Genomic DNA, 18,319 nt, shown 5'->3' on the forward strand with positions numbered 1-18,319 from the left:
CTTAAGGATGTTGTTTTTTTAACTAACGTGTTTGGGTTTTAAAGTAGGCGTTTTATTTGGTTTTTGATTTTGCTTAGGGGGGATTCATTTAGCATTGGCGGCTTTCACCTTTCTTGAGGGCTCAGTTTAATCAGTTATTTTTGTCAGTTGGAATCGCTGGCAATCATTTTCGATGGGTGCTAGATTTGTCAGGTCATTTTTAATCCGCGGATGCATCGTGGTCAAAGATTATGTATTTTCTTTTTTAAACCAGTTTTGGCGGGTTTTGTCGGGGCCCATAACGCTTTTTTTACTTCCAATATATCTTAGTCTGGAAAGTCAGGGTTATTGGTACGTGTTTTTAAGCTTGGCTGGGCTTTTGGTTTTCGCGGAATTAGGTGTTGCAGGTATAATTTCAATTTTTGCTTCTCACGAGTTTTCCAATTTACAGTTTGATGAGCAAAAGAGGATGGTGGGAGCGTTTAGTGAGATTGCCAATATTTCATCTTTATTTTTGTTTTTTTTAAGATGGGTGAGGCTTTCAGTTTTAATTGCTGTTCCGGTAGTTTTTGCTATAGGTTGTTTTGTTCTTTGCTCTAGTGATAAAGGGTTTTGGATTTTATTGCCGTGGGGTCTTTTTTTACTTTCGGCAGTTCTGACAATGTGTAATGGGCTATTTTTATGTTTTGTTGAGGGTTGCGGAGAAGTTGCCGAAGGACAGCAAATTCGTATGGTTTCATCTCTCATGGGGCTTTTATTGCTGGTTGCCGGTTTGGTTTCGGGGTGCGGAGTTTATTCGCTGGTTTTTTCTTGGTTATTAGGTGGTTTTTTTCATTCATTCCTAATTCTAAAGAAGTATAGATTTTTGATAGAGCAGATCGGCTCTCAGTGTCTGCTGGACTTGAATTCGTGGTGGGCTGGATTTTTACCGTTGATTTTCCGAACAGGCATGAGTTTTGTCGGGGGCTATTTGAGCTTTCAAACAATGACACCTGTGATTTTTAAGTATTATGGTGCAGGGCTTGCTGGAAAGTTTGGTTTGAGCATGGCGCTATTTTTTGCAATCCACTCGATTTCTTTAGTGTGGATGACTGCCTTTATGCCTAAGCTGGCTGGGTGTTTTGCTAGGCGAGAGTACGAAAGGGTCAATGCGTTTTTTTTGAGACTTCTGCCTCTGGTTTTATTGACTTATCTTGTCGGTGTTGGTGTTTTTTTTCTCATAGAAAAAAATTTATATGTTTTATTCGATATTTCTTCGAGGTTGGTTGATTTTAATTTTATGCTATTGCTAGCCGCGGCATTTTTTTTTCAAACACTTGTAGCTGTTTTAGCTGGCTATGTAAGGGCGCAAAAAAAAGAGCCTTTTCACTTTGTTTCTCTTGTGTTTGGGGTTTATGTCCTAGTTGGCAGTGTGATTGTTGCAAAGAATTTTCCGTTTGAGTATATGTCATTTGTTTTGGTGAGTGCTTATGTCTTCGTTTTGCCTGTGTTTCTATTGTTGACATTGAGAGAGCTTAAGCTTTGAAGCTAATCTTGCTTTGGAATTTGAGATGGCTTAGTTTTCGCTCATTGGAATCCAGCCTTGTAACCAAAAGCGCGGTTTAGGTGTGGAATGGTTTTTTTCATAATAGTTTTTTTCGCTGTTGGGAAGGTTAGGCGCCTCTAGGATTATTGTTTTTGCTAAAACAAAGGCTGCAACGAGCATGAAGCCTTTTGTGACAATAAATGGGTACTTGACATTGAGGCCTGTGGAAGCCCACCGAGCGCAGGCAATACTCGCAAATATTGCTACCCAAGTCTGGGTGTAGGGCATGACAAAGACGCCGTCGACTTGGGCAAGTACTAACAAACTCATCAATACGATAAGAATACATAAATCATCTGGATTTTTGGTTGTGTGTGTAGTGGTGCACCCTTTATAGATGCCTTTTATAGCTGTGGCTACGGCTAGAAAAGTGGCCGGAAGCCCCCATTCTGCAAACCATTGCAGTATAACTTGGTGTGGATGGGCTGCTACAGGATTTATACTCGCGGATAAGTGCATTGGTCCTATTCCGAGTAGTAAGTTATTCTGAGCGGCCTCCCAGGCGGCACTCCAAAGTAAGTCTCTAGCTGATAATCCTGTTCTAAGGCTTTCGTATATCTTTGAGGTTGCGCCAATTTGATCTGGTATCAAAAAAAACATCAATTTAAATATAAAGAAGCCGAGGCTTGCGGCTAATATCTGGATATTTATTATTGGGAGGGCTCGGTTCGTGACAAGAAGGCCAAAAGTATAGGCGATTATTAGGGAGAGCCACAGCCCGCGTCCGCCGAGTAAATATGAAATGCACCAATGAAGTACTAGTGTGGCTAATATTAAGAGCTTTAGCGCTCTTTGGTCTTTGCTAGTGAAAAATAAGTGCGCGAGAGTAGGGATGAGGATAGCTTGAAATTGCCCAAAGAATCGTGGATTGCTGAAGCCCGAAAATAGCACGTCGGCATCTAATGATTTTTGATTACTAAAAATTGAGGATAAATAAGAAGTCAGGAAGTTGAAGGCAAGAATAAGGCCGACTGTGGCTATAATAAAAAAAATCTCTCGCTGAGATTTTTCGGTTGTTAGAATGTTTTTATAAGTTAAGCACAGAGCCCAAAGCCCTACGTAAATTGACCATTCTTTTGCTGCCCACCCAGGATGTTCTGAAATTGTTGAGGAGATCAATCCAATGGCTAATATAAGCCCCGGGAGTGAACTGCTGAAGGATTTGAAAGTATCGGGCTTTACTAAGTAGTGCAAAGAGCAGATCGTCAATAGTAAGATCTGTGCTATCCTTTGTTGGTCGTGCCAGCTGTATTCTGAGCTGTAAGATATTACGGATGTGGATGAAAATAGAATAATAAGAATGATGTAGGGTTTGATTTTTTTGATATTGTTGCTTAGCACAAACCAAGATTTTACTGTCTTCATCTGTGCACTTTTTTCTGGATTTTTTTCTGGGGTTGAACTGATAAATTTACTTTGGATAGGATAGGGCGCGCCCTCATCGAGGGCGCGCCTGCTTTGATTAGCTACCGGCCCCACAGCTGCCTGGGCGGTATTTTGCGGCCAGATTGGTAGTGCAGGTCCATACGCCAGTATCAGCTGCTCGCGTCCAAGTAAGCGTTTTACCTGTAAAGTTTGCAGCATTGCCGCCTTTCGCGGTGCAAGTGATAGCAGTGGTGCCGGTGAGAGATACAGTGCAGTATGTTGTAGAGTTAGTAATTCCGATGAAACCAGCGTCTGTAGAAGTCAGTGAAGGGGTTTTGCCTTCATTAACTGCTTGTTCAAAAGCGACTTTGCCAGGAGTTATTTCTGCAAGAGCTGCCGCTGCTTGTGAGCGAACTGTATAATCTTGGTACTGCGGAATAGCGATTGCCGCCAAAATACCAATGATCGCCACCACGATCATCAGTTCGATCAAGGTAAAGCCTTTTTGAGCGTTCATTCCAAATCTCCGAGGTTGGGGCAGGCCAACGTGCCTGTTTGAGGTATAGCACAGGCCGTGCCAAAGAAAAGTGGCGACTGCAACACGTTTTCTTTGTGGTGGGCGTCAATAAAAGGGCAGCACGTGACAAAAAATGTCAGCTGTCTGGCGCCATTTTGCGGGCGGTCTGGGGGGTGCTATAACGCCTGTTGTAGCCAAGGGTGGGAATTACGATGAACGAGACGGTGATGCTGTCGGGACTGGCGCGGCAGTTGGTGGATGCTCAGCTGTTGGCGGAGGCTGCAGCTCAGCAGGCTGTAGTTAAGGCTAAGCAGGCGAAGGTGCCGCTGGTGACCTATCTCGTTCAGCAGCGGTTGGTGCAGAGCAGGCCTCTGGCCGAATTGGCGGCCCAGGAATTCGGCGTGCCTTTTCTCGATCTATCGGCTATCGACAAGGAGCAACTGCCCAAGGACATCGTCAACGAGAAGCTGATGCAGCAGCATCACTTTCTGCCTTTGAGCAAAAGAGGCAACAAGCTTTTCATCGCGCTTTCCGATCCTACCAACCAGCAGGCTATCAATGATGTGTCCTTTGGCAGCAAGCTCGCCGTCGAGGTGGTGCTGGTCGAGGATGACAAGCTGCATCAGGCGATTGAAAGGTATCTTGATGGCGGCACGGGTGGACTGGATCTGGGCGATATCGACCTTGATCTTGAGACTGAGGGCGGCGAGCGGCCTCAGGAGGCCGTTGCGGGTACCGACGCGGACGATGCGCCTGTGGTGAAGTTCGTCAACAAAATGCTGCTCGACGCTATTAAGAAGGGTTCGTCCGACCTGCACTTCGAGCCCTATGAAAAGATGTATCGGGTGCGCTTTCGTACCGATGGCGTCTTGCACGAGGCGGCGCGGCCGCCGGTGCAGCTGGTGTCGCGGATCTCGGCGCGACTCAAGGTGATGTCCAATATGGACATCTCCGAGCGGCGTAAACCTCAGGATGGCCGGGTCAAACTGAAGGTGTCCAAGACCAAATCCATCGACTTCCGGGTCAACACGTTGCCCACCCTTTGGGGCGAGAAGATCGTGATGCGGATCCTGGATTCCTCCAGCGCCCAGATGGGGATCGATGCCCTGGGCTACGAGGATGTGCAGAAGGAGCTCTATCTGCAGGCACTCAAGCAGCCGCAGGGCATGATTCTGGTGACCGGGCCGACCGGTTCAGGCAAGACGGTATCCCTCTATACCGGCCTCAACATCCTCAATACCGAGGATATCAATATTTCCACGGCGGAGGATCCGGTGGAAATCAACCTGGAAGGCATCAACCAGGTCAACGTCAATCCGCGTCAGGGGCTCGACTTCTCTCAGGCGTTGCGGGCTTTTCTGCGTCAGGATCCTGACGTGATCATGGTTGGTGAGATCCGGGACCTGGAAACGGCGGAGATTGCTATCAAGGCAGCCCAGACCGGTCACATGGTGATGTCGACCCTGCACACCAACAGCGCGGCGGAAACCCTGACGCGTCTACGCAACATGGGGGTGCCTGCCTTCAACCTGGCGACCTCGGTCAACCTCATCATCGCCCAGCGGCTGGCGCGCAAGCTGTGCAACAAGTGCAAGCGAGTCCATGAGGTGCCCCGTGAGGCGCTACTGGCCGAAGGCTTTCGCGAGGAAGAAATCGGCAGTTTCACCCTTTATCAGCCTATCGGCTGCGAGGACTGCAATGCGGGCTATCGCGGGCGTGTGGGGATCTACGAGGTGGTGAAGATCACCCCGGCACTGCAACAGATGATCATGGAGGAGGGCAACTCCATCGAGATCGCGGCGCGGATGCGCAAAGAGGGCTTCAATGATCTGCGGCGGTCGGGGCTGGTGAAGGCGATGCAGGGGATTACCAGTCTGGAAGAGATCAATCGGGTCACCAAGGACTAGCGGCTTTCCCTCACCCTAGCCCTCTCCCGGAGGGAGAGGGGACTTGATCCGAGCGTTGGTCGATCATCGCTGCAAGCCTCGGATACGTCGGGGCGCGGCGACTGGCGCTGTTTGGCGCGATGCTTGCCTTTAAAGCGGCAACCGGCTCTGAACAGAGCATTCTTTTGACGGGCCCGCCAAGCCGGGCCGAGCCTTTGACGAGTCGAGGCCATGGCCGATAAAGCTATCAAGATGGGCAGCTTCACCTGGGAAGGGACCGATCGCAAAGGGACCAAGGTGAAGGGCGAGATGACGGGACTGAATCCTGCGCTGATCAAGGCGCAGTTGCGCAAGCAGGGGATCAATCCAACCCGGGTGCGCAAGAAGTCGGTGTCGCTGTTCGGCAAGGGCAAGAAGATCAAGCCCATGGATATCGCCCTGTTCACCCGACAGCTGGCGACCATGATGAGCGCGGGCGTACCTCTGCTCCAGGCCTTCGACATCATCGGCGAGGGCTTCGACAATCCCAACATGCGCAAGATGGTCGACGACATCAAGCAGGATGTTGCCGCGGGTAATAGCCTGGCCAACTCCTTGCGCAAGCAGCCGCAGTATTTCGACGATCTCTATTGCAACTTGGTGGATGCCGGTGAGCAATCGGGTGCCCTGGAGACCTTGCTGGATCGGGTAGCCACCTACAAGGAAAAGACCGAGGCGTTGAAGAAGAAGATCAAGAAGGCCATGACCTATCCTGCGGCGGTCATCGTCGTCGCGGTGATCGTGTCGGCCATTCTGTTGATCAAGGTGGTGCCTCAATTCCAATCGGTGTTTGAGGGCTTCGGTGCTCAGTTGCCGGCCTTTACCCTTATGGTCATCGCGATTTCCGAGGTTTTACAGGAGTGGTGGTTGCTGGTACTGGGCGGGCTCTTTGTGCTGGCTTTCGTCCTTCGCCACTTCTACAAGAAATCGAAAAAATTTCGCGATGCGGTTGACCGTGGATTGCTCAAGATCCCGTTGATCGGTTCCATTCTCTACAAGTCGGCCATTGCCCGTTATGCCCGGACTCTGGCCACCACCTTCGCGGCGGGTGTGCCCCTGGTGGATGCTCTCGATTCGGTGGCCGGCGCGACCGGCAACGTGGTATTCCGCAATGCCGTGGAAAAGATCAAAGGCGATGTGTCCACCGGTATGCAGCTCAACTTCTCCATGCGCACTACCGGGGTGTTCTCATCCATGGCCATCCAGATGACGGCCATCGGTGAAGAATCCGGTTCGCTGGACGAGATGCTGTCCAAGGTCGCGACCTTCTATGAAGACGAGGTCGACAACATGGTCGACAACCTCACCACCCTGATGGAGCCGATGATCATGGCGGTCCTGGGGGTTCTGGTGGGCGGTCTGATCATTGCCATGTACCTGCCCATCTTCCAGCTCGGCTCGGTGGTCTGATGGCGCTGCTGGAATTTTTGGCCGGCGCACCGCTGGCCGCGGCGCTGTGCGCGCTGGTCCTGGGGCTGCTGGTGGGCAGCTTTCTCAATGTGGTGGTCTATCGCCTGCCGGTGATGCTGAGGCGGGCTTGGCAGGCGGAGGCGCGTGAAGTACTGGAGCTGCCGGCCGAGCCGGCAGGCGCCCCCTTCAACCTGGCGCGACCTGCTTCCCGCTGCCCTCATTGCCAGCGCGCCGTGCGGCCCTGGGAAAATGTGCCGGTGCTGAGTTATCTGCTCCTGCGCGGTCGCTGCAATGGGTGTCAGGCCTCTATCAGCCTGCGTTATCCGCTGGTGGAGCTGGCCTGTGGGCTGCTGTCCGCCTGGGTCATCTGGCACCTGGGCGTGACTTGGCAGGGTGGTGCCTTCCTGTTGCTGACCTGGGGCTTGCTGGCGGCCAGTCTGATCGATGCCGATCACCAACTGTTGCCGGACGTCATCGTCCTGCCGCTGCTGTGGCTGGGGCTGATCGCCAATCAATTCGGGCTGTTCACCAACCTTAGCGATGCCGTCTGGGGAGCGGTGGTGGGGTATCTGAGTCTCTGGCTGGTGTTCCAGCTGTTCCGCCTGGTGACCGGCAAGGAAGGCATGGGCTATGGCGACTTCAAGCTGCTGGCGCTGCTCGGCGCCTGGGGCGGTTGGCAGATCCTGCCCCTGACCATCCTGCTGTCGTCGCTGGTGGGCGCCATTCTGGGTGTCATCACCCTGCGGCTGCGGCGGGCGGAAAGCAGCACGCCTTTGCCCTTCGGTCCCTATCTCGCTGTGGCGGGGTGGATTGCCTTGCTCTGGGGTGATCAAATAACCGGTCTGTACCTGAACTTCGCCGGATTCCGATGACTTCTGCCTGGACCCTCGGCCTGACTGGGGGCATCGGCAGTGGCAAGAGTGCCGCTGCCGAGCATTTCGCCCAACTGGGCATCACCTGTGTCGATGCCGACCAGGCCGCCCGCTGGGTGGTGGAGCCAGGACGACCGGCGTTGGCCGAGATCGCCGGGCATTTTTCGCCCGCTGTCTTGCAGTCGGATGGCAGCCTGGATCGAGCGGCGCTGCGAGCCGCGATCTTTGCCGATCCGGCCGAGCGGCGCTGGCTGGAAGCCCTGCTGCATCCCCTCATTCGCCAGGAAATCCTGGCCGCCCTGGCTGGTGCCGAGTCGCCCTATGCCATCCTGGTGTCGCCGCTGCTGTTCGAGTCCGGACAGCGGGCGTTGGTCCGGCGAGGGCTGGTGATAGACGCGCCGGAAGCGTTGCAGCTCGAACGGGCCATGCGCCGGGACGGGGTGGACGAAGTCCAGGTGCGGGCCATCCTGGCCGCACAGCTGCCGCGCGCCGAGCGGCTGGCCAAGGCGGATGACGTCATCTGCAACGACGGCGATCTCGCCGCGCTCCACGCGGAGGTGGAGCGCCTGCATTCCTTTTATCTGACCCTTGACGGAGGCCAAGCATGAGCACTCTTACCGTGGACTGCCCCACCTGCGGCGCACCCGTGGAATGGAGCGAGAAGAGCGCCAACCGGCCCTTCTGTTCCGACCGCTGCAAACTGATCGACCTGGGCGCCTGGGCGGCGGAAGAGCACGCCATCCCCGGCAATGAGCTGGAAGACGATCTTTATTCGGAAGACCTCAATCGGCGCGGCCACTAGGGCGCGCCTTCCCCTATAGCCGCTGTGCCCAGGCCTGGGCGGTTGCCTGGGCCGCCTGGCGCAGCTTGGCCGCCAGCTCGGGTTTCTCGTATTCCAGCGGGCTGGATGCCGTCACCGTATGAATACGGTCACGCTTGATGAAGAACACCTGGGTGCCCAGCAAGGGCTTGCTGCAGGCGCTGGCGCCTTCGCCCAGGCCGTCGATGGCCTTGCACTCCAGTTGTTCGCTCAAAGATTGCACCTGCCGACGCAGCTTGGGCAGCGCCCGACCGCCATTCTCGTAGCCCGCCGACAGGCCCAGCAGGTAGTTGGCCGGCTGGCCGGTGTCGCGATCGGTGAAGGCGCAGCCGCCGGCGATCTGCCGGGCATAGGCCAGGGGCAGGCCGGAGGTCTGCTGGAGCAGAGGCAAGGGCAACTGCGCCTGCAGGCTGGCGCAGTCGACGGGCTCGCCGTTGTCGGCATGGGCGAGGGCGGCGCCCAGAAGCAGGGGAAGGGCAACGAGGAAACGCATGAAAACATCCTGTCGAAGGCCGGCGGCCGATAGCGGCTGAGTCTACCGGCTCGAGTCCCGCGATAGGCGGGTGGACGGAGCGGCTGTGCACTGCGTCATGCGTCGGTCAACACATTGCGGGCTGGTGTCTGGCGCGGGTGATCCTTACCCTGGCCGCAGATAGCGAACAGCGAGGCGTAGGATGTCCGAGGCGCTCACTCCCGGATTCATGGTGGTACATGGCAATCGGCTCGAGGAGCTGCGTGGCCTGGCGGTCGGCTGGATGCGGCGGTATCCCCTGGCGCCGCTGGAAAACGAACAGGTGCTGGTGCAGAGCAATGGCATCGCCCAGTGGCTCAAGCTGGCGCTGGCCGAGGATCCGCGCGGTGATGATGAGGGTGGCTGCGGGGTCGCTGCGGCTCTCGAGGTGCAGTTGCCGGCGGCCTTCCTCTGGCGGACCTATCGCCAGGTATTGGGGCGTGACCAGGTCCCGCCATCCTCGCCGCTGGACCGCGCGCCCCTGACCTGGCGCCTGATGCGGCTCCTGCCGACCCTGCTCCTGCAACCGGACTTCGCCGCCCTGCGGCGCTTTCTCGACGATGACGGCGATCTGCGCAAGCGCTATCAGCTGGCCGAGCGCCTGGCCGATCTCTATGACGGCTACCAGGTCTATCGCGCCGACTGGCTCAACGACTGGGCGGCGGGGCGCGATCTGCTGGCCAGCCTGCGCGACGGCCGGCGTCCCTTGCCGGAAAGTTGCCGCTGGCAGGCGCAGCTGTGGCGGGCGCTGCTGGACGATGTGGGCGACGGCGGTCTGGCCCGCAGTCGCGCCGGCGTGCACCGGCGCTTCCTGGAGATCATGCAGGCGGCGACCGAGCCGCCAGCCGGGCTGCCGCGGCGGGTGGTGATCTTTGGCTTGTCGGCGATTCCGGCGCAGACCCTCGAAGCCCTGGCCGCGCTGGCGCGCTTCAGCCAGGTGCTGCTCTGCGTGCACAATCCCTGTCGCCATCACTGGTCCGACATCGTCGCCGACCAGGATCTGCTGCGGCAGAACTATCGCCGCCAGCAGCGCAAGCCGGGCATGCCACAGACCTTGGATGCCGAGGCGCTGCACCAGCACGGCCAGCCGCTGCTAGCGAGCTGGGGCAAGCAGGGCCGCGACTACATCCATCTGCTGGACGAATTCGACGAACCCGATGGCTATCGCCGCCTGTTCGAGGACCTCAATGGCGGGCGCATCGACCTCTTCGCCGAGGCCGAACCCCAGCACCTGCTCGGCCAGTTGCAGGACGACATTCTCGAATTGCGTCCGCTGAGCGAGACCCGCGAGCGCTGGCCGGCGGTCGATCCGGCGCGGGACAGGTCCATGCGCTTCCATGTGGCCCACAGTCCCCAGCGCGAGGTGGAGATTCTTCACGACCAGCTGCTGGCGCGCTTCAACAGCGATAGCAGCCTCCGGCCGCGCGACGTCATCGTCATGGTGCCGGACATCGATGCCTATGCGCCGCATATCCGCGCGGTATTCGGCCAGCTTGAGCGTGGCGATCCGCGCTTCATCCCCTTCAGCCTGGCCGACCAGCACCAGCGCGGTTTCCAACCCTTGCTGATCGCCCTGGAGCACCTGCTGCAGCTGCCCGACAGCCGCTTCGCCCTGAGCGAGATCCTCGATCTGCTGGACGTGCCGGCGCTGCGCGCCCGCTTCGGCCTGCGCGAGGGCGATCTGCCAACCCTGCACCTCTGGCTGGAAGGCGCTGGCGTGCGCTGGGGACTGGATGCCGAGCAGCGCAGTCGCCTTGATCTGCCGGAAGGGCTGATGCAGAACACCTGGCGCTTCGGCCTGAGGCGCATGCTGCTGGGCTACGCCGTCGGCAGCGGCGCGGCCCTGGGCGATATCGAGCCCTTCGACGAGGTGGGTGGCCTGGATGCGGCCCTGGTCGGGCCGCTGGTGGATCTGCTCGATGCCCTGGACGCGGCCCAGGCGGCGCTGGCTCAGCCGGCGCGACCGGCGGAGTGGGGCGCCCGCCTGCAGGCGCTGCTGGCGCTGTTCTTCAGCGCCCAGGACGAGCACGACGAATACCTGCTGGAGCAGCTGGAGAATCTGCGCGAGCGCTGGCTGGAACTGTGCGAAGACGTGGCGCTGGACGAGGAGCTGCCGCTCACCGTGGTGCGCGAGGCCTGGCTGGCGGGGCTGGACAGCGGTGGCCTGGCCCAGCGCTTTCTCGCTGGCGCGGTCAATTTCTGCACCCTGATGCCCATGCGCGCCATTCCCTTCCGCGTGGTCTGCCTGCTGGGCATGCATGACGGTGCCTATCCGCGCATCCAGTCGCCACTGGATTTCGATCTCATGGCTCAGGACTACCGTCCCGGCGACCGCTCGCGACGGGAGGACGACCGCTATCTGCTGCTGGAAGCGCTGCTCTCGGCGCGCGATCAGTTCTATGTCAGCTGGGTGGGGCGCAGCATCCGCGACAACAGCGAGCGCCCGCCGTCGGTGCTGGTCGCCCAGTTGCGCGACCATCTCCAGGCCGGTTGGCGGCTGGCGGGGCATGAAGAGGAGCCGGAGCGCCTGCTCACGGCCCTGACCCAGGAGCATCCGCTGCAGCCCTTCAGTGCCCGCTATTTTCGCGGCGAGCGCGGCTATTTCAGCTTCGCGGCCGAGTGGCTGGGCGTGCATGAACGCACCACACGCGACGAGGATGCCCTGTTGCCGCCGCTGGTGCCCGAAGAGCCCCTGGGCCTCGATGATCTCGCGCGCTTTCTGCGCGGACCGGTGGACCTGTTCTTCGCCAATCGCCTCAAGGTTCATTTCGCGCCGCCCGATGCGCCGGCGGAGGATGAAGAGCCTTTCGGCCTGGACGCCCTGACCCGCTACCAGTTGGGCGAAGACCTGCTGGCGGCGGCTCTGGCCGCGCCGGCCGAGGCGGATCAGGCGCTTATGGCCGCCGCGGAGCGCCTGCGCGGCAGTGGTCGGCTGCCGCTGGCGGGTTTTGGCGAGCGAGCCGGACGGGCCTTGCGCGAGCCGCTGCCCGCTGTGGTGGTCCAGGTCGAGGCCCTGACGCTGCGCTGGCCCGAACCCCTGGAAGAGGCCCTGACCCTGGATATCGAACATCGCGAGCTGCAACTGGTTGCGAACCTCGAACGGCTGCGCCGCGGTCCCGAGGGCCTGCTGGCGCTGACCGCCCAGGCCAATGGCCTGGGCAATACGCGCACCCGCAAATGGCACCGGCTGCTGCGCCCCTGGGTACAGCATCTGGTCGCCGCGGCCGGCGGGCTGCAGCTGACCACCGCGGTGGTGGCGACCGATCTGACCCTGTTGCTGGCGCCACTGGACGCCGAGCTGGCCCGTCGGCAGCTGAACGAATTGCTGGACGCCTGGGCCCTGGGGCAGCGGCGTCCGCTTCCCGTCGCGCCGCGCACCGCCTTCGCCTGGCTGGCCAATGACCCGGACAAGGCCCTGGCCGCCGCCGAGCAGGCCTATCAGGGCGAGGCGGCGACCCATCCGGCGCTGCGCCGGCAGTATCCGGACTTCGCCGCCTTGCTGGCCGACGAGGAATTCGACGGCTGGTGCCAGACCCTCTATGCGCCGGTGCACTCCGCCGGCTGGCAGGTGGTGGGCGGGGAGGGGCAGGCATGAGTCAGCGTCCGCTCGCCCTGCGCTTTCCGCTGCAGGGCAATCAGCTGATCGAGGCCAGCGCCGGGACCGGCAAGACCTTCACCATCTCCGCGCTCTATGTGCGTCTGGTGCTGGGTCATGGCACGCCCGAGACGGCCTTCGGCCGCGAACTGCTGCCGCCACAGATCCTGGTGGTGACCTTTACCGAGGCCGCCACCCAGGAATTGCGCGATCGCATTCGACATCGCCTCGCCGAGGCGGCGCGCTTCTTTCGCGACGAGATCGCCGCGCCCGATCCGCTGCTCGACGCCTTGCGCGAGGACTTTCCGGTCGAGGCCTGGGCCGATTGCGCCCGGCGCCTGGACATCGCCGCCCAGTGGATGGACGAGGCGGCCGTTTCCACCATTCACAGCTGGTGCCAGCGCATGCTGCGCGAGCACGCCTTCGACAGCGGCAGTCTGTTCGTGCAGAACCTGGAGCAGGACCAGAGCGAGCTGCTCGCCCAGGTGGTGCGCGACTACTGGCGACGCTTTTGCTATCCGCTGGAGGGCGAGGCGCTGGACTGGGTCATCGAGCACTGGGGCGAGCCCCGCGCCCTGGCCGCGCGCCTGCGACCCTTGCTGAGCGAGGCCCTGGGCGCGCCCCAGGGTGAACCGGCCGCCTTGCTGGCCACCGCCCTGACGGAGCGTCGCGAGCGGTTGGCACACCTCAAGGCGCCCTGGGCCCGGTGGGCGGAAGAGGTGCGTGACCTCTGCCAGGCCGGCTGCGACGCCAAGGTGGTCGACGGCCGCAAGTTGCAGAAGCGATTCTTCGGGCCCTGGTGCGACAAGCTGGTCGCCTGGGCGGACAACCCCACCAGCGAGGACCTGGATATCGGCACCGGCTTTACCCGGCTGACCGAGGAGGGCTTCGCCGAGGCCTGGACCAAGGCCAGTCCGCCGGATCATCCGGCCCTGGCGGCCATGGCGCGCCTGCCCGGGCAACTGGCCGAGCTGCCCAGCCCCGAGGTGCCGCTGCTGGAGCACGCGGCGGCCTGGGTGCAGCAGAAATTCGAGCGCGAGAAGCTGCGTCGCGCCGAGCTGGGTTTCGACGACATCCTCACCCGCCTGGATCGGGCATTGCAGGCCGATGGCGCCGGCGCGCGGCTGGCGGCGCTGATCCGCGAGCAATTCCCGGTGGCGCTGATCGATGAATTCCAGGACACCGACCCGGTGCAGTACCGCATCTTCAACACCGTCTATGGCGCGGGCGAGGGCACCGGGCTGTTCCTGATCGGCGATCCCAAGCAGGCCATCTATGCCTTTCGCGGCGCCGACATCCATACCTACCTGCAGGCGCGTCGCGCCAATGCCGGCCACCTGCACTCGCTGGACACCAACTTCCGTTCCACCGCCGCCATGGTCGCGGCGGTCAACCAGGTGTTCGCCCATGGCGAGGCCACGGCCCCGCGGGCGGCCTTCCTCTTCCGCCAGGGCGAGGACAATCCGGTGCCCTTCGAGCCGGTCCGCGCCCAGGGGCGGCGTGAAGCGCTGGAGATCGACGGCACGCCGGGTGCGGCCCTGACCTTCTGGCAGCTGGCCGGAGACGAGCCCCTGGCCGGCACCGCCTATCGCGCCGTCCTGGCCGAGAGCACCGCCAGCGAGATCGTCCGGCTGCTGAGCCTGGCCGCCGAGGCCAAGGCCGGCTTTCGGCGCGAAGACGGCGAGTTCACGCCACTGCGGCCCGCCGACATCGCCATCCTGGTGCGCGCCGGCAGCGAGGCCCAGGCGGTACGCCAGGCGCTGGTGCGGCGCGGGGTGCGCAGCGTCTATCTGTCGGACAAGGATTCGGTGTTCACCGCCCAGGAGGCCCGCTGCCTGCTGGACTGGCTCAAGGCCTGCGCCGAGCCCGATGTGGATCGCCGGCTGCGTGCGGCCCTGGGCAGCCTGACCCTCGACCTGCCCTTGGCCGAACTGGATGCCCTCAACCACGACGAGCAGGCCTGGGAGGCGCGGGTGCTGCAATTCCGCGGCTATCGCCAGCTATGGCGCGGCCAGGGCGTGCTGCCCATGCTGCGCCGCCTGCTGCAGGACTTCCGCCTGCCGCAGCGGCTGATGGCTCGCGCCGATGGCGAGCGGGTGCTGACCAATCTGCTGCACCTCGCCGAACTGCTGCAGCGTGCCGCCGGCGAGCTGGATGGCGAGCAGGCGCTGATCCGCCACCTGGCCGAGCAACTGGCCGCCCAAGGCGCCGCCGACGAGCAGATCCTGCGCCTGGAAAGCGACGCCGAGCTGGTCAAGGTGGTGACGGTGCACAAGTCCAAGGGCCTGGAATATCCCCTGGTGTTCCTACCCTTCGCCTGCGCCTATCGCGCCGAAGAAGGCACGACCCTGCCGCTGCGCTATCACGATGACCAAGGCCAGCTGCGCCGCACCTTCAAGCCCTCCGCCGAGGAACTGGCCCGCGCCGACGACGAGCGCCTTGCCGAAGACCTGCGCCTGCTCTATGTCGCCCTGACCCGGGCCCGCCATGCCTGCTGGGTCGGGGTGGCCGATCTCAAGCGCGGGCGCAGCAAGGAATCCGGCTTCGCCCGCAGTGCCCTCGGCTACCTGGCCACCGGCGGCGAGCCCCTGGCGAGTTCGGCGGCCCTGGGCACCGCCCTGACCACCCTGATCGGCGCCCAGCCCGACACCCTTATCCTGCCGCTCCCCGAAGCCAGTCCGGCACGCCTGCCCGAAGCCCGCGAAGCGCCGGTGACCCTCAAGGCGCTGACGGCGCGTCGGGCGGCCCGCGAGGATTGGTGGATCGCCTCCTACAGCGCCCTGCGGATCGGTACGCGCCTGGGCGAGGCGCGGGAAGAGGGCCCGTTCAACCTGGAGCTGGACCTGGATACCCCGGCGGCCCAGAAGCTGTTCGACGACGACCGCCTCGCTCCCGACGAGGCCCGCCAGCCCGCAGCCGGTGAAGACCTGCATCGCTTTCCCCGCGGCCCCGGCCCGGGCACCTTCCTGCACAGCCTGCTGGAGTGGGTCGGCGAGGAAGGCTTCACCGCCATCCAGGCGGCGCCCGAGCGGCTGGACGACCTGATCGCCCGGCGTTGCCAGCGGCGCGGCTGGAATCACTGGATTCCCATCCTGCAGGGCTGGCTGCGCCAGTTGCTGACGCTGCCGCTGCCCCTGCCGGGGGGCAGCCAGCGCCTGGGCGAACTGGCGCGCTACCAGGTGGAGATGGAATTCTGGTTCGCCACCCATGGCGTCGATCTGGAGCGGCTGGATGACCTGGTGAGTCGTGGTACCCACCGCGGCCAGGTGCGACCGATGCTTGAGCCGGGGCAGCTCAACGGCCTGTTCAAGGGCTTCATCGATCTGGTCTTCGAACACGAGGGGCGCTATTTCGTGGTGGACTACAAGTCCAACTGGCTGGGCGCCGAAGCCGGCGCCTATACCCGCGCGGCCATGGAGGAGGCCGTCCTGGCCAAGCGCTATGACCTGCAGTACGTGCTCTACAGCCTGGCCGTGCACCGGCTGCTCAAGGCGCGGCTGCCCGACTACAGCTACGAGCGCCACTTCGGCGGCGCCGTCTACCTCTTCCTGCGCGGCTGCGATCCGGCCGGCCACGGCGTCTTCGTCGAGCGGCCCGCCCAGGCGCTGATCGAGACCCTGGATCTGTTGTTCAGCGGTGCGGAGAATGCCCATGTCTGATTTCAGCCCCGCCACCGAACGGCTGCTGCGCCTGGCGTCCCTGGCCCAGGAGCGCCCGCTTGCCCCGCTCGAACAGCGGGACGACCTCTTTCGCCTGCTGGAGCTCTGGGTGCAGCGCGGCTGGTTGCGCCAGGTGGACCGGGCCTTCACCGGCTTTCTCGGCGAACTCGAACCCCAGGGCGACTCGGCGGTGCTCTTGGCCGCGGCCCTGGCCAGCCATCAGCTCGGCCATGGCCATGTCTGCCTGGATCTCGCCGCCACCCTGCGCAATCCCGATGCCGCCCTGTCGCTGCCGCCCGAGGGCGACGAGGCGCGCGCCTCGCTCTTGCCGTCGCAACTGCTGCACGGCCAGACCCTCGAGGCCTGGCAGCGGGCGCTGCTGGCCAGCGACCTGGTCGATGGCGACGGCAGCTGTCCGGAACGACCGCTGGTGCTGGGTGGCGAGCGCCTCTACCTGCGTCGCTACTGGAATTACGAACGCGCGGTGGCGGCCAGCCTGCGCCAGCGCCTGGCCACCCACGAACCTTTGCCGGCGGATCTCGCCGAGCGTCTCGATCGGCTGTTTCCGCCGGACCCCGACGCGGGCGGCGAACCCGACTGGCAGAAACTGGCCTGCGCCCTGGCGGTGCGCGGTGCCTTCAGCATCGTCACCGGTGGCCCCGGCACCGGCAAGACCACCACCGTGGTGCGCCTGCTGGCGCTGCTCCAGGCGCCCGCGGTGGCGGCCGGTCGTCCCTTGCGCATCCGCCTGGCCGCACCGACCGGCAAGGCGGCCGCGCGCCTCACCGAATCCATCGGCGGCCAGGTCAGTCGCCTGCCGGTGGACGAGGAGCTGCGCCGGCACATCCCCACCGGGGTGACCACGGTGCACCGGCTGCTGGGCAGTCGGCCCAATACCCGCCATTTCCGCCATCACCGCGGGCATCCCCTGCCGCTGGACGTGCTGGTGGTGGACGAAGCCTCGATGATCGACCTGGAAATGATGGCCAGTCTGCTGGCGGCCTTGCCGCCGCGGGCGCGCCTGGTGCTGCTGGGTGACAAGGATCAGCTGGCTTCGGTGGAGGCCGGCGCGGTGCTGGGCGATCTCTGCCGGGATGCCGAAGCCGGACGCTACAGTCCGGCCACCCGCGCCTGGCTGGAAGCCGTGAGCGGCCAGTCGCTGGCCCAGACCGCCCTGGCGGTCGGCGACGACCAGGCTGACGCCCTGGCGCAGCAGGTGGTGATGCTCAGGCGCTCACGGCGTTTCGGCGCCGGCAGCGGGATCGGCCAGCTGGCCCGCCGGGTCAATGCCCAGGATGGCCAGGGTGCTCAGCAGGTCCTGGTCGACGGCGGCTATGCCGATCTCCATCGGGTGCTGCTCAAGGGGCCGGAGGATCGCGCCCTGGAACGCCTGGTGCTGGAGGGACGCGGGCGCGCCCGGGGCTATCGTCATTATCTCGAGGTCCTGCAGGGGACGCGGCCCCAACTGGATACCGTCCTGGAGGATCCCGCCTGGACGCTCTGGGCCGGCCAGGTATTGGCCGCCTTCGACGACTTCCAGCTGCTCTGCGCCGTGCGCAAGGGCCCCTGGGGTGTGGAAGGCCTCAACCTGCGCATCGGCAGCGCCCTGCTGGCGGCGGGCCTGCTCGCGGGCGAGCACGGCTGGTACGAAGGCCGTCCGGTGCTGGTGACGCGCAACGACTACAGCCTGGGGCTGATGAACGGCGACATCGGCATCACCCTCTGCCTGCCCGATGCCAACCAGCCGGGGCGCAAGGTCCTGCGGGTCGCCTTTCCCCGCGGCGATGGCAGCGGCGGTCTGAGATTCGTCCTGCCCAGCCGGTTGGCGGCGGTGGAGACGGTGTTCGCCATGACCGTGCACAAGTCCCAGGGCTCGGAATTCGCCCACACCGCGCTGCTGCTGCCTGAGCAGCTCAGTCCGGTGCTGACCAAGGAGCTGGTCTATACCGGCATCACCCGGGCGCGCGATGATTTCACCCTGATCGAGGCCCGGAGCGGCATCTTCGCCGAGGCGGTGGCCCGTCGGGTCCGCCGCGTCAGCGGCCTGGACCTGGATTTGCGAAACACTGTGTAAATGTACA

General features: G+C 62.2%; 12 protein-coding genes. 9 read left to right on the plus strand and 3 right to left on the minus strand.

From position 1 onward, the window contains the following. The first annotated feature begins 217 nt into the window (after nt 1-217). On the plus strand, nt 218-1,504 hold the full coding sequence (locus OXS31_RS16770) for a hypothetical protein (protein ID WP_267400703.1): 1,287 nt from the start codon (nt 218-220) through the stop codon (nt 1,502-1,504). A gap of 30 nt (nt 1,505-1,534) precedes the next feature. On the opposite strand, the gene OXS31_RS16775 is transcribed toward OXS31_RS16770, so the two are convergent. Together OXS31_RS16775 and OXS31_RS16780 are read right to left on the minus strand one after the other, a co-directional pair. Next, nucleotides 1,535-3,145 carry an O-antigen ligase family protein gene (locus OXS31_RS16775; protein ID WP_267400990.1) on the minus strand — a complete coding sequence of 537 codons (1,611 nt, stop codon included), beginning with the start codon at nt 3,143-3,145 and terminating at the stop codon, nt 1,535-1,537. Continuing rightward, nucleotides 3,027-3,446 carry a pilin gene (locus OXS31_RS16780; RefSeq protein ID WP_267400705.1) on the minus strand — a complete coding sequence of 140 codons (420 nt, stop codon included), beginning with the start codon at nt 3,444-3,446 and terminating at the stop codon, nt 3,027-3,029. The genes OXS31_RS16775 and OXS31_RS16780 overlap by 119 nt, the downstream gene beginning before the upstream one ends. 212 nt (nt 3,447-3,658) lie before the next feature. On the opposite strand from OXS31_RS16780, the gene pilB reads away from it, so the two are divergent. From pilB to yacG, 5 genes are all read left to right on the plus strand, one after another. Next, a complete protein-coding gene (gene pilB / locus OXS31_RS16785; protein ID WP_267400707.1) occupies nt 3,659-5,353 on the plus strand; it encodes a type IV-A pilus assembly ATPase PilB in 1,695 nt (564 codons plus the stop codon). Nucleotides 5,354-5,563: 210 nt separating this feature from the next. Then, entirely contained in the window at nt 5,564-6,781 is a 1,218-nt protein-coding gene (locus OXS31_RS16790; protein WP_267400709.1) for a type II secretion system F family protein, read from the plus strand. Then, nucleotides 6,781-7,653: an A24 family peptidase gene (locus OXS31_RS16795; RefSeq protein WP_267400711.1), complete on the plus strand. Its 873-nt coding sequence runs from the start codon at nt 6,781-6,783 to the stop codon at nt 7,651-7,653. Before OXS31_RS16790 ends, OXS31_RS16795 begins: the two co-directional genes overlap by 1 nt. Then, nucleotides 7,650-8,261 (plus strand): dephospho-CoA kinase, encoded by a 612-nt coding sequence (coaE, locus tag OXS31_RS16800; protein ID WP_044341561.1) that lies wholly within the window; start codon nt 7,650-7,652, stop codon nt 8,259-8,261. Before OXS31_RS16795 ends, coaE begins: the two co-directional genes overlap by 4 nt. After that, nucleotides 8,258-8,455 (plus strand): DNA gyrase inhibitor YacG, encoded by a 198-nt coding sequence (gene yacG / locus OXS31_RS16805; protein ID WP_007160931.1) that lies wholly within the window; start codon nt 8,258-8,260, stop codon nt 8,453-8,455. The genes coaE and yacG overlap by 4 nt, the downstream gene beginning before the upstream one ends. 13 nt (nt 8,456-8,468) lie before the next feature. On the opposite strand, the gene OXS31_RS16810 is transcribed toward yacG, so the two are convergent. Next, the gene (locus OXS31_RS16810) at nt 8,469-8,966 is read right to left on the minus strand and encodes a hypothetical protein (RefSeq protein WP_027600836.1); all 498 of its coding nucleotides are present in this window, start codon (nt 8,964-8,966) and stop codon (nt 8,469-8,471) included. A 181-nt stretch (nt 8,967-9,147) separates the two neighbouring features. Between OXS31_RS16810 and recC the strand changes: the two genes are divergently transcribed. From recC to recD, 3 genes are read left to right on the plus strand one after another with little or no spacing between them, the layout of a single operon-like run. Beyond that, complete coding sequence (recC, locus tag OXS31_RS16815) at nt 9,148-12,579, plus strand: exodeoxyribonuclease V subunit gamma (RefSeq protein ID WP_267400725.1); 3,432 nt, start codon at nt 9,148-9,150, stop codon at nt 12,577-12,579. Further along, complete coding sequence (recB, locus tag OXS31_RS16820; protein ID WP_267400727.1) at nt 12,576-16,238, plus strand: exodeoxyribonuclease V subunit beta; 3,663 nt, start codon at nt 12,576-12,578, stop codon at nt 16,236-16,238. Before recC ends, recB begins: the two co-directional genes overlap by 4 nt. After that, nucleotides 16,231-18,312, plus strand: coding sequence for an exodeoxyribonuclease V subunit alpha (gene recD / locus OXS31_RS16825; RefSeq protein WP_074583945.1), 2,082 nt, complete (start codon nt 16,231-16,233; stop codon nt 18,310-18,312). The genes recB and recD overlap by 8 nt, the downstream gene beginning before the upstream one ends. Nucleotides 18,313-18,319 lie beyond the last annotated feature (7 nt).

Source organism: Pseudomonas sp. GM_Psu_1 (assembly GCF_026544185.1).
GTDB lineage: Bacteria > Pseudomonadota > Gammaproteobacteria > Pseudomonadales > Pseudomonadaceae > Chryseomonas > Chryseomonas oryzihabitans.

Coding starts and splice junctions, on each gene's coding strand:
- OXS31_RS16810 (WP_027600836.1), bottom strand. CDS start 8,966: ATGCGTTTCCTCGTTGCCCTTCCCCTGCTTCTGGGCGCCGCCCTCGCC.
- pilB (WP_267400707.1), top strand. CDS start 3,659: ATGAACGAGACGGTGATGCTGTCGGGACTGGCGCGGCAGTTGGTGGAT.
- OXS31_RS16795 (WP_267400711.1), top strand. CDS start 6,781: ATGGCGCTGCTGGAATTTTTGGCCGGCGCACCGCTGGCCGCGGCGCTG.
- coaE (WP_044341561.1), top strand. CDS start 7,650: ATGACTTCTGCCTGGACCCTCGGCCTGACTGGGGGCATCGGCAGTGGC.
- OXS31_RS16790 (WP_267400709.1), top strand. CDS start 5,564: ATGGCCGATAAAGCTATCAAGATGGGCAGCTTCACCTGGGAAGGGACC.
- OXS31_RS16780 (WP_267400705.1), bottom strand. CDS start 3,446: ATGAACGCTCAAAAAGGCTTTACCTTGATCGAACTGATGATCGTGGTG.
- recB (WP_267400727.1), top strand. CDS start 12,576: ATGAGTCAGCGTCCGCTCGCCCTGCGCTTTCCGCTGCAGGGCAATCAG.
- yacG (WP_007160931.1), top strand. CDS start 8,258: ATGAGCACTCTTACCGTGGACTGCCCCACCTGCGGCGCACCCGTGGAA.
- recC (WP_267400725.1), top strand. CDS start 9,148: ATGTCCGAGGCGCTCACTCCCGGATTCATGGTGGTACATGGCAATCGG.
- recD (WP_074583945.1), top strand. CDS start 16,231: ATGTCTGATTTCAGCCCCGCCACCGAACGGCTGCTGCGCCTGGCGTCC.